The sequence below is a fragment of the Sphingomonas aerolata genome (genome assembly GCF_023935825.1).
Lineage (GTDB): Bacteria > Pseudomonadota > Alphaproteobacteria > Sphingomonadales > Sphingomonadaceae > Sphingomonas > Sphingomonas aerolata.
In genome coordinates this window covers 75,645-87,178 of sequence record NZ_CP098762.1, presented here as the reverse complement: position 1 = coordinate 87,178, position 11,534 = coordinate 75,645, and the positions used below count along the sequence as shown (strand labels likewise).

The following is an 11,534-nucleotide window of genomic DNA, read 5'->3' as shown; positions in this document are numbered from 1 at the left end:
CGGGGAGGGGGTAAGAAGGGGGTTCACGCGGAGACGCGGAGACGCGGAGCTTCAATTACCTCTGCTGCTTCTTGATTGCGATCGGCGATGAGGGCGCTTCGCGCGCCACGAGCGCAACACCTCCGCGCCTCCGCGTCTCCGCGCGAACCCAATCTTCTTACGCACCAGCAAACCCGCGCTAGTGACACACCCGCCCGATGCCGCCTAAACGGACGCTATGTGGCAGCTTTATCAATTCCCCTTATGTCCCTTCTCGCGAAAGGTGCGCTTGCTGCTGGGCGAGAAGGGCATCGGCTACGAGCTCGTCCGCGAATCGCCCTGGGAGCGGCGTGACGAGTTCATGGATATGAATCCCGCGGGGCAGACGCCGGTGATGGTCGATGCGTCGCGCGGCGTGGCACCGCTGATCGATTCGATGGCGATCTGCGAATTTTTCGAGGAAACCGTCGAGAAGTCGGCGATGATCAACGGCACCGCGACCAACCGCGCGGAGATCCGCCGGCTGGTGACGTGGTTCGACACGCATTTCTATCGCGACGTGACCGGCCCGCTGCTCCACGAGCGGATGGTCAAGCGCCTCGCGCACCGCGCCGCACCCGATGCCAAGGGCCTGCGCGAGGCGATGAAGGCAGCGGTGGGACATCTGGATTACACCGATTACCTGCTCGATCACCGCAACTGGCTGGGCGGCGCGACGATGAGTCTGGTCGATCTGGCCGCCGCGGCGCAGATCTCGGTCACGGATTATCTCGGCGGGATCGACTGGAAGGGGCACGACCAGACGGCACGCTGGTATCGCGGGTTCAAGAGCCGGCCGAGCTTTCGTCCGTTGCTGAGCGAGCGCATGGAATTGATCGCGCCGCCCGCGCATTACGACAATGTGGACTTCTGACGATGGCCGAGCCCGGAATCGCGTTCGACGACTTTGCCAGGGTCGATATCCGGGTCGGGACGATCATCGCGGTCGAGCCCTTTCCCGAGGCCCGCAAGCCTGCGTTCAAGCTGACGATCGATTTCGGTGACACGATCGGGACCAAGCGATCCTCGGCCCAGATCACCGACCATTATTCGCCGGAGACGCTCGTCGGCCGCCAGGTCGCCGCGGTGGTCAATTTCCCGCCGCGGCAGATCGGGCCGATGATGTCCGAGGTGCTGACGCTCGGCTTTCCCGATTCAGACGGCAAGGTCGTGCTGATCGCACCGTCCGAGCCCGTCCCGAACGGCGGCCGCCTCTTCTGACGCGGCGCCGTCCGGGCCGAATCCGGCCCGGCGCCTAGCCCTCGAGGCTTTTCGAACTCTGCTCGACCATGTCGCGCGACAGTCCGGGCGTGTGCAGGATCCGCTCGAGTTCCGCACGCATCAGCCCGGCGCGTTTGGCGTCGAACCGGCGCCAGCGACCAAGCGGCGGCAGGAGCTTTGCCGCGGTCTGCGGATTGAGCCGGTCGAGCGCAATCAGATGATCCGCGAGGAAGCGATAGCCGCTGCCGTCGATCGCGTGAAAGGCACGCTGGTTTGCCGCGAACGCGCCGATGAGCGCGCGCGCGCGGTTCGGATTGGTCAGCGTGAAGTCGGGATGGCGGGCGAGCGCCGCGACGACCGTGCCGGTATCGTCGCGTGACGACTGGGCCTGGGTCTGGAACCACTTGTCTAGCACCAGCGGATTGGTGCTGTAGCGCGCGTAGAAGCGGTCGAGCGCCGTGTCGCGCTGTGCCGCCGTCGAGCTGACGAGCGCGGTCAGCGCGCCCTGGCGGTCGGTCATGTTGTCCGCCCCCTCGAACTGCGCGAGTGCCAGTTCGGCGGCGTCGGGGGCGTCGCTCGCCATGATATAGGCGAGCGCGACCGAGCGCAGCCGGCGCAGGCCCTTGCCCTCGGGCGTATAGGCAAAGGGTGCCGAACCGGCGCGCGCATGCGCCTGGCGCCACTGGCGTTCGAGCTGCGTGCCGAGATCGCGACGCAGGCCGTCGCGCGCGCGGAAGATGGCGTCGGGATCGACGATCCGCATCTGGTCGCCGATAAAACTCTCGGAGGGGAGCATCACCGCTTCGGCGATGAAGGCGGGGTCGAGCTCGGGATCCTCCAGCGTCCGGGCGACCGCAGCGATCACACCGTCATGCTCCGCGCGACCCGTGCTCGCGCTGGCCACGAGCGTCTCGAGCATCAGCTGCTGCATCGCCTCATACCGCGCGAAGGGATCGTCGTCATGCGCGCTGAGAAAGGCGAGGTCCGCCGCGGTGCGATCGCTTTCGACCACGACCGGCGCGGAAAAGCCGCGATTGATCGACAGGACCGGGCGTTCGTCGATCCCCTCGAACCGGATCGTCTCGCCCGGCCCGTCGAGCAGGACGAGCCGTTCGTCGATCAGCGCGGTGCCCGTGTCGGCGCCGAACAGCTTGATCGCGAGCGGCAGGACCATTGGCGCCTTGTCCGGCTGGCCCGGCGTGGCGGGCACATGCTGCGCCAGCGTCAGCGTCGCGCGCCGCGCCGCCGGATCATGCGACAGGCTTGCCGAGAGACGCGGAGTGCCTGCCTGCGAATACCAGAGGCGGAACTGCGTCAGATCGATCCCGCTCGCCTCTTCCATGCTGGCGACGAAATCCTCGCAGGTCGCGGCGGTGCCGTCGAAGCGGTCGAAATACAGATCGGTCCCCGCCCGGAAGTTCTTCGGCCCGAGGATCGCCGCCATCATGCGGATCAGCTCGGCGCCCTTGTTGTAGATCGTCGCGGTGTAGAAGTTGGAGATCTCCTGATAGGATTCGGGGCGGACGGGATGCGCGAGCGGCCCTGAATCCTCGGGAAACTGCGACGCACGCAGGCCGCGGACGTCCTCGATCCGCTTGACCGCACGGCTGCCCTGGTCGGCGGAGAAACCCTGGTCGCGATAGACCGTGAAGCCCTCCTTCAGCGACAGCTGGAACCAGTCGCGGCAGGTGATCCGGTTGCCCGACCAGTTGTGGAAATATTCATGCGCGACGACCGCGGCGATCGCGTCATAGTCGTAATCGGTCGCGGTATCGGGGTCGGCCAGGATGTAGCGCGAGTTGAAGATGTTGAGCCCCTTGTTCTCCATCGCGCCGAAGTTGAAGTCGTCGACCGCAACGATGTTGAACACGTCGAGATCATATTCTCGGCCATAGGTCGCCTCGTCCCAGGCCATGGAGAGCGCCAGCGCCTCGAGCGCATGATCGGTCTTGGCGAGGTCCGCCTTGCGCACCCAGATGCCGAGCGACACCTCGCGCCCCGACATCGTCGTGAAACGGCCCGAATTGACCGCAAGATCCCCGGCGACGATCGCGAACAGATAGGAGGGCTTGGGGAAGGGGTCGTTCCATTCCGCCCAGTGGCGGCCATCGGCGAGATCGCCCTGTGCGACGGGGTCGCCGTTCGCCAGCAGCACGGGGAAGCGCGCCTTGTCCGCCGTCATCCGCACCGAATAGCGGCTGAGCACGTCGGGACGGTCGGGGAAATAGGTGATGCGGCGAAACCCCTCCGCCTCGCACTGCGTGCATAGATTGCCGCCCGAGGCATAGAGCCCCATCAGCTGGGTGTTGCGGTCGGGGGCGATCTCGACCTCGGTCTCGACGACATGCGCGTCGCCCGACAGGGGGATCACCAGCTGCTCGCCCTCGAAATGCCAGTCGTTGACCGCGACGCCGTCGACCATGATCGACAGCGGTCGCTGGCCTGCCCCATCGAGCTTCAGCGGATCGTGATGGTCACCGTTGCGGGTGACGGACAGCGTCGCGATGACGCGCGTCGCGGACGGATCGAGCGTGAACTCCAGCCGTGTCGTCGGCACCAGCCAGGCCGGCGCCGTATAATCGACCCGGCGAATGGCGACCGGGGCAGCGATGTCGGGCTGGGCGAGGCTGTGTTGGATGTCGAGCATAGAAGTCGAATATAGGGGCCGTCGCGGGCTCCGCCAGCCAAAGCTTGCCGGGCTGTGCTTGCGTGTCGCGGCCGGCGTGCTACCCGGCTGCAACACGTTCGTCTTGCGAGGATTTCGGCATGTATCGGTTCATCGGCGCGCTCTCGGTGCTCGCCCTCTCCACGGCGACGCTGGCGCAGACGTCGGCCCCGCAACCGAAAGCCGCCGCGCCGACACCGGCACCCGCATCGGGGGCCACCCCGGCGGCAAAGCCCGATCCGGCGATCCTCAATGCACGGCTCGCAGCGCCGCTGCCGGCGGATCAGGCGGCGATGAAGGCGCACGTCCTGTTCCTCGCCTCCGATGCGATGAAGGGGCGCGAGGCGGGCAGCCCCGAGTTCGACATCGCTGCGCAATATGTCGCGGCGCAATTCTATGCCGCCGGTCTGCGGCCGGGCGGTGACGATGCCGGCTATCTGCAGCGCGTGCCGCTGGTCAGCTACAAGGCCGCGGACAAGGGCAGCTTCACCTGGACGCCGCAGTCCGGCGCCGCGCAGCCGCTGGTGTTCGCGGCAGACTATGTACCCGCCGCCAACGGTGCGAAGGCGGATACCGCGGTGTCGGCGCCGATCGTGTTCGTCGGCTATGGCATCGACGCCCCGCAATACGGCCAGAACGACTATGCCGGCGTCGACGTGCGCGGCAAGATCGTCGCTTATTTCGGCGGTGCGCCGGCGCGGTTCAACGGCGAGGAGCGTGCTTTTTTTGGATCCGGCGGCACCAAGGCCCGGACCGCCGAGAGCAAGGGGGCGGTCGGCGTGATCACGCTCGAAAGCCCGCGCACCGCCAAGGCCCGCCCGTTCGCGCGATCGGCGCAATTCTACGACGCCGCCCGAATGACCTGGGCCAACCCCGACGGCACCGGCAAGATCGACGCTCCCGGCGCGCCGTCGCTCGGCACGCTGAGCGTCGCAGGCGCGACCAAGCTGTTCGGCGCGTCGTGGAAGGCGATCGCCAAGCAGGCGCGGTCGGACAATGCGAAGTTCAGGTCGGAGCCGCTTGCGGGCACGCTGACGGTCGCGACCAAGACGAGCTTCGCGCCGGCGGCAAGCAGCAACGTCGTCGGCGTCATTCCCGGCACCGATCCGGTGCTCGGCAAGGAGGTCGTCGTGCTGTCCGCGCATCTCGACCATATCGGCATCACCCGGCCTGCGAACGGCGCGAAGGACGGCGATGCGCTCAACAACGGCGCGCTCGACAATGCGATCGGCATCGCCAGCCTGATCGAGGAGGCCAAGCGCTTCACGACCAGCGGCAAGGGCTCGAAGCGCACGCTGATCTTCCTCGCGGTCACGGGCGAGGAAAAGGGGCTGGTCGGCAGCGATTATTTCACCAATCACCCGACCGTGCCGCTCGCCAATATCGTCGCGGACGTGAACCTCGACATGCCGATCCTGACCTACAAGTTCGAGGACATGGTGGTGTTCGGCGCGGAGCGATCGACGCTCGGCCCGATTGTCCAAAAGGCGGTCGCGGCGATCGGTGTCGGCCTGTCGCCCGATCCGATGCCCGAAGAGGGAATCTTCGTCCGCTCGGATCATTTCCGCTTCGTCCAGAAGGGGATCCCGGCAGTGTTCCTGTGGCCGGGGCAGAAGGGGCCGGGCAAGGCCGCGGTCGCCTATTTCATGGCGAACAACTATCACAAGCCGTCTGACGATCTGTCGCAGCCGATCCTGTGGGATCAGGGCGTGCGGTTCGTCGATGCGAACTACCGGATCGCGCGCGAGATCGCCGATGGCGCGGAGCGGCCGGTCTGGAATTCGGGCGACTATTTCGGCACGCTCTACAAGGGGCCGATGGGCCGGGCGGCGGCCGCGAAATGAGCCGGCTGCTCGTTTTCGGCCTCGGCTATACCGCGTCGCGGATCGCACGCCAGCTGGCCGGGGACGGGTGGCATGTCGTCGGCACGTCGCGCGACGGTCGCGGCGACACGATCCGGTTCGACGACGCCGCTGCGGTCATGACGGAGATCGCCGCTGCGACGCATATCCTGTCCTCGGTCCCGCCAGAGCATGACGCCGACCCCGTGCTGGCGCGCTACGGATCGGCGCTGCTGCGGACGCGGGCGTGGCTCGGCTATCTGTCGTCGACCGGCGTGTACGGCGATGCCGGTGGTGCCTGGGTCGACGAGACCGCGCCGATCGGCGGCGGACGCCGGAGCGCGCGGGCAGCGGCCGATGCCGACTGGCTCGCGATCGGCGCGCGGACGTTTCGCCTGCCCGGCATTTACGGCCCCGGCCGGTCGCCGCTCGACCGCGTGCGCGAGGGCAAGGCGCACCGGATCGACCAGCCGGGACAGGTGTTCAGTCGCGCGCATGTCGACGATATCGGCGCGGGCGTAATCGCCGCGTTCGATGCGCCGCCAGGCGCCTATAATCTGGCGGACGACGTCCCCGCGTCGCAGAACGACGTCGTCGCCTTCGCCGCAGCACTGCTCGGTCTGCCCGCGCCGCCGTTCGTGACGATCGAGCAGCTGTCGGCGATGGGGCGCGGTTTCTATGCCGAGAACCGGCGGGTGGCGAACGGCAAGGCGAAGCGCGTCCTGCGCTGGACGCCGACCTGGCCGGATTACCGGGCGGGTCTGCGGGCGCTGAGCGCGATGACGAGCCCGGCACCGGCGAGCACCGCACCGGCCACCGCTAGCGTCGACCAGTGATAATGCTCGAAGATCGTCGATAAGATCATCGCGATGACCGGCACGATCACCCCCGAATAGGCCGCCTTGGCAGGCCCGATCGCGCGGATGACGTTGAAGTAGAGCGGGAAGGCGAGCGCGGAGGCGAAGATGCCGAGATAGAGGATCCCGGCGATATAGCCCAGCCGCAGCTCGAACACCGGCGGCCCGGTGGTGATCCAGGCGAAGGTCGCGTCGAGCGTCGCGCCGATCAGCATCGCGATCGCCAGCATCGGGGCCATCGGATAGCGTTTGGCAAACGCGCTGCCCTGCATGACATTGGCGATCGACGCGGCCAGGACGCCGCCCAGCGTCAGGGCGATGCCGATGGTCGCGGACTGCGGACCATGCGGATCGACCCGCGCCTCGTTGACGAACAGCAATGCGACGCCCGCCATCGCGACGGCGCACCCAAGCATCAATTGTCGCCCGAGTTTCTGCCCCAGGAAGATGCGGCCGAACACCGCGTTGGGGACGAGCAGCAACGCGAACACCACCGCGACCAGCCCCGACGTCACATAATGCTCGGCGCGGTAGACGAAGTTGAAGTTGAACGTGAACAGCGCGGTACCGATGACCGCGGCAAAGGCGTAGCCGCGGGCGTCGAGCACGAGGCTTTCGCGCTTTACCCGCGCATAGATCGCCATCGCGATGCCGGCGATGAGGAAGCGGTAGCTGATCGACCAGCTCGGCGGCACCACCGCAATCTGGTCGCGGATGACGAGCCAGGTCGACCCCCAGATCAGCGTGACGATCCCGAACGGGACGAGCACCGCCGCACGCGTCGACTGGATCGGGGGTTGGGGCGAACCGGACGGCCCGGTCATAACGCCCGGATCGCGTCCGCGAGCTGGTCGACCGGACCGACCGGCGTGTCCCACGCGGTCACCAGCCGGATCTCACCTGCTGCCCAGTCATAGAAATCGAACCCCTGCGCGCGGAGCGCGGCGGCTTCGTCGGGGGTCGCGCGGAGAAAGACCTCATTGGCCTCGACCGGATGGACGAGGCGGTCGCCCGCGGCCGCGGCCAGTCGCGTGGCAGCCTGGTTCGCGGTCTCGCCATTGGCGAGCCACAGGTCGTCCTCGAGCATCGCGAGGATCTGCGCGGCGAGGTACCGCCCCTTTGACAGGAGCAGGCCCGCGCGCTTGCGGCGATACTGGGTGACGGCGGCAAGCTCGGGCTTGAAGAACACCAGCGCCTCCGCACTCATCGCGCCGTTCTTGACGAACCCGAAACTCAGCGCGTCGACGCCTGCGCGCCACGTCATGTCGGCGGGCGAGCATCCCGCATGGACCATGGCGTTCGCAAAACGCGCGCCGTCCATGTGGAAGCCGAGCCCGCGCTCCTTTGCGAGCGCGCCGATCTCGGCAACCTCGTGGGGGCGGTAAACCCGGCCATATTCGGTGGCGTTGGTGATCGAGATCGCGTGCGGCTGGACGCGGTGGACGTCGTCGGGGATCGCGTCGAGCACGGTGCGGATCGTCGACGGTGTCAGCTTCGCGCCCTCCCCATCGGCGAGGAACAGCTTGGCGCCGTGGGTGTAGAATTCGGGCGCGCCGCCCTCGTCGTTCTGGATATGCGCGTCGCGGTGGCAGACGATGCCGCCATGCGGCGGGCACAGCGCGGCGAGCGCGAGGCAGTTGGCGGCGGTGCCGGTGGGCACCCACAGCACCGCGACCTCGGTCTCGAACAGCGCCGACAGGCGACCGTCGAGCTGCTGGCTCCATTGATCACCCGCATAGGCGGTGTCGAGCGTGTCGGCGGCGGCGATCGCGGCCATGACCTGTGGGTGGATCCTGGCGGCGTTGTCGGAGAAAAAGCGCATCGTCAGGACATGCTGCGATGCGGTGATGGCGTCAACGGGCGCTTCGCCTGGGTCGCCCCCTTCTACGTCGTCATCCCGGGTCCTGACTTTCGTCAGGATGACGGCGGGGGATCGGACTACTGCCCCTCGTCAAACCCCGGTTCCTCCTCGGGCGGCCGGCGATCGTCGCGGGGTGGCCCATCCTCCGGTCGATCGCGGCGTGCGGGGCCGACCGAGATCGTCCCGTCCTCGCCCATCTTCAGGTTGAAGCCGAGCCCCTCGATCTCGCCGCCGAGTGGCAGGACGCTGTTGTCCCCGTCTTCGGGGGGCAGCGCATCGGGGTCGATCTCCTCGACCGGCGGCGCGGGGGCGGCGACGGGAGCGATACCCAGCGCAGACTGCATGAAGTCGCGCCAGATCCGCGCGGGGATGCCGCCGCCCGACAGGCCGGGGTTCGAGCTGTTGTCGTCGTTGCCGACCCATACGCCGACCACCAGGTCGCGTGCGAAGCCGACGAACAGCGCATCCTTGTTGTCCGACGTCGTCCCGGTCTTGCCGAACGCATCGACCGTCAGGTTGGCGCTCCGCCCGGTTCCGTTGCGGATCGAGGCGGCGAGCAGGTCGAGCATCTCGTCATGGATCTTCGGCGGCAGTGCGGTCGAACCGCCGGTCAGCGACTGGTACCAGCCCTTTTCCCGAACATCGGCCAGCCCGCGCGGCTGCACCGGATAGGTCTCGCGCGCGATCGCGGCATAGGCGGCGGTCAGCTCGAGCAGCGACACGGTCGAGGTGCCGAGGCCGATCGTCGCCTCGTTCGGAATGGGCGTGGAAATCCCCAGGTCGCGCGCAGCCTTGATCACTGCCCGGACGCCGACTTCTTGCGTCAACCGGGCGGCCGCGACGTTGGACGAGCGGGCAAATGCCTGGCGCAGCGTGATCGTCCCCTGGTAGCGGCCGTCGCTGTTCTTGGGCGTCCAGTCGCCGATCGTCACCGGGCGGTCCTCGATCGTCGAATCGGGTGTCATTCCCGCGCGCATCGCGGCGAGATAGACGAACAGCTTGAACGTCGAGCCGGGCTGGCGCCGCGCCTGCGTCGCGCGGTTGAACGGGCTCTTGCGGTAGTCCTTGCCGCCGACCATCGCGACGACGCGGCCATCGGGGCGCATCGCCACCAGCGCGACCTGCGCCTCGCGCAGTCCGGCGCGCGCGACGGTGCGTTCGGCGGCACGTTGCAGCCGCGGATCGAGCGTGGTCCGGACGGTCGTCTCGGTCTTCACCTCGCCCGCCTGGTCGCGCGCCTCGGGCAGGATCCAGTCGGCGAAATAGGTGCCGTTGGGAAGTTGCGTCGGGCGGTTCGACAGCACGCGTTGCGGGCGGACCGCATCGCCCTCCGCTTCGGTGAGGAAACCCGCGGCGACCATCGCGCCGACGACGACGGCTTCACGCTTGCGCGCACCCTCGAGGTTGGAGGTCGGGGCAAGCCGCGACGGCGCCTTGACCAGGCCGGCTAGCATCGCCGCCTGGCCGACGTTCAGCGCCGCGGGTGTCCGGCCGAAATAATGCTTGGCGGCGGCGCTGATCCCATAGGTGTTGTCGCCGAAATACACGTTCGACAGATAGCGCGAGAGGATCTCGTCCTTCGACAGCCATGCCTCGAGCCAGACGGCGATCATCGCCTCCCGGATCTTGCGCGTCGCGGTGCGGTCCGAATCGAGGAACGCGTTCTTCGCGAGCTGTTGCGTGATCGTGCTGCCGCCCTGGCGCACGCCGCCCGACCCGAGATTCGCCCAGGCCGCGCGCGCGATCCCGCGCGGGTCGATACCCCAGTGCGAATAGAAGCGGCGGTCCTCGATCGCGAGGAACGCCTCGCGCACGTGCGGTGGCAGCGTCGCCGCGTCGACCGGTTTGCCGATGATCGCGCCACGCCGGGCGATCGGCGTACCGTCATCGGCGGTCAGCGTGATCGAGGGCGGGGTCGGCGGCTGCAGCGATTTCGACAAAGGCGCCGTGATCGCCAGCCAGATTATCGCAATCACCAGCAGGATGATGCCGATACCGGTGCCGCGCACGATCCACCGGCCGATCCCGCCCCGCCTGCGCCGCGGTGTCGCGGGCTGGGGGTAGCCATCGTCCTGGCGGGGATCGTAATTGCCGTCCGGATCCTCGCCCAGTCGCTCGCGCTCATATTTCTCGCGCAGGCGTTCGCGCTCGGTGATCAACCGCTCGCGTTCATAGGCATAGGGCTCGCGTTCGCCGGACATGCCGGAGCCGGATCGGGCGGGGTCGAAGGGATCGGGGCGCATCGGATCGTTCCAGCGGTCGGGCATCTGGTGTGTTATCGTTCTATGACAGTTCGGACAAGCCTATGCGCACGCTTAACGTGTACGCGCGCTGAGCGACAGCATTGGCCTGTTGTCATCACCGGGCGAAACGGGGAAGAGCATAATGATGACGTTCGAACAGGGTGACACCGTGGCAGCTACCGACTCTCTATCGCCCTCCCTGCCGCTTGTCGTCGGCATTGGCGGGACGATCGGCGGCGTGTCGTCGACCGAGCGCGCATTGCGGATCGCGCTCGATTCGGTCGAGCGACACGGATACCGGACACAGATGTTCGGCGGCGCGGACATGGCCCGGCTGCCGCTCTACGATCCCAAGGCGACCGAGCGGACCGAGGACGAGCGTGCCTTTGTCGCGGCGGTGCGCGGGGCATCGGCGGTGATCATCGCCAGCCCGGGCTATCATGGCAGCATCTCGGGGGTAGTGAAGAACGCGCTCGACCTGCTCGAGGAAACCGCGCGTGATCCCGACCGGCCCTATCTGGCGGACATGCCGGTCGGGCTGATCGCGACCGCCTATGGCTGGCAGGCGACGGGCAGCACGATCGCGGCGCTGCGCTCGATCGTCCATGCCTTGCGCGGCTGGCCGACGCCGTTTGCCGCAGCAATTAACACGCAGGTGACGAAATTCGACGCCGAGGGCGGGGCGAGCGATCCCGCGGTCCTCGAGCAGCTTCGGCTGGTCGGCCGGCAGGTCGCTCGGTTCGCGCCGCTGTCCGAACCGGCAAACTAAGCACGCGTCGCACCGCCGCGTCACCCGGGTCTGGCCCCAGATGACGCGGCGGACCGGTC

Annotated in this window: 9 protein-coding genes; 5 read left to right on the top strand and 4 right to left on the bottom strand. The window is 67.8% G+C overall.

What is annotated here, in order from left to right:
* Positions 1–217: 217 nt before the first annotated feature.
* The gene (locus NEF64_RS00350; RefSeq protein WP_031396481.1) at positions 218–892 is read left to right on the top strand and encodes a glutathione S-transferase family protein; all 675 of its coding nucleotides are present in this window, start codon (positions 218–220) and stop codon (positions 890–892) included.
* A gap of 2 nt (positions 893–894) precedes the next feature.
* Complete coding sequence (locus tag NEF64_RS00345; protein ID WP_031396480.1) at positions 895–1,239, top strand: tRNA-binding protein; 345 nt, start codon at positions 895–897, stop codon at positions 1,237–1,239.
* A gap of 34 nt (positions 1,240–1,273) precedes the next feature.
* On the opposite strand, the gene pepN is transcribed toward NEF64_RS00345, so the two are convergent.
* Entirely contained in the window at positions 1,274–3,886 is a 2,613-nt protein-coding gene (gene pepN / locus NEF64_RS00340; protein WP_056409699.1) for an aminopeptidase N, read from the bottom strand.
* A gap of 119 nt (positions 3,887–4,005) precedes the next feature.
* Here pepN and NEF64_RS00335 point away from each other — a divergent pair, with 119 nt between their 5' ends.
* Together NEF64_RS00335 and NEF64_RS00330 are read left to right on the top strand one after the other, a co-directional pair.
* A complete protein-coding gene (locus NEF64_RS00335; protein WP_056409702.1) occupies positions 4,006–5,748 on the top strand; it encodes a M28 family metallopeptidase in 1,743 nt (580 codons plus the stop codon).
* Entirely contained in the window at positions 5,745–6,581 is an 837-nt protein-coding gene (locus NEF64_RS00330; protein ID WP_056409705.1) for a Rossmann-fold NAD(P)-binding domain-containing protein, read from the top strand. Before NEF64_RS00335 ends, NEF64_RS00330 begins: the two co-directional genes overlap by 4 nt.
* On the opposite strand, the gene NEF64_RS00325 is transcribed toward NEF64_RS00330, so the two are convergent.
* The 3 genes from NEF64_RS00325 to NEF64_RS00315 form a co-directional block, all read right to left on the bottom strand.
* Positions 6,494–7,426 carry a DMT family transporter gene (locus NEF64_RS00325; protein WP_056409708.1) on the bottom strand — a complete coding sequence of 311 codons (933 nt, stop codon included), beginning with the start codon at positions 7,424–7,426 and terminating at the stop codon, positions 6,494–6,496. The genes NEF64_RS00330 and NEF64_RS00325 overlap by 88 nt on opposite strands.
* Entirely contained in the window at positions 7,423–8,424 is a 1,002-nt protein-coding gene (locus NEF64_RS00320; protein WP_056409711.1) for a threonine aldolase family protein, read from the bottom strand. The genes NEF64_RS00325 and NEF64_RS00320 overlap by 4 nt, the downstream gene beginning before the upstream one ends.
* A gap of 116 nt (positions 8,425–8,540) precedes the next feature.
* Positions 8,541–10,730 carry a transglycosylase domain-containing protein gene (locus tag NEF64_RS00315; protein WP_056409713.1) on the bottom strand — a complete coding sequence of 730 codons (2,190 nt, stop codon included), beginning with the start codon at positions 10,728–10,730 and terminating at the stop codon, positions 8,541–8,543.
* 118 nt (positions 10,731–10,848) lie between these two features.
* Here NEF64_RS00315 and NEF64_RS00310 point away from each other — a divergent pair, with 118 nt between their 5' ends.
* On the top strand, positions 10,849–11,475 hold the full coding sequence (locus NEF64_RS00310) for an NADPH-dependent FMN reductase (RefSeq protein WP_235516556.1): 627 nt from the start codon (positions 10,849–10,851) through the stop codon (positions 11,473–11,475).
* The last annotated feature ends 59 nt before the right edge of the window (positions 11,476–11,534 follow it).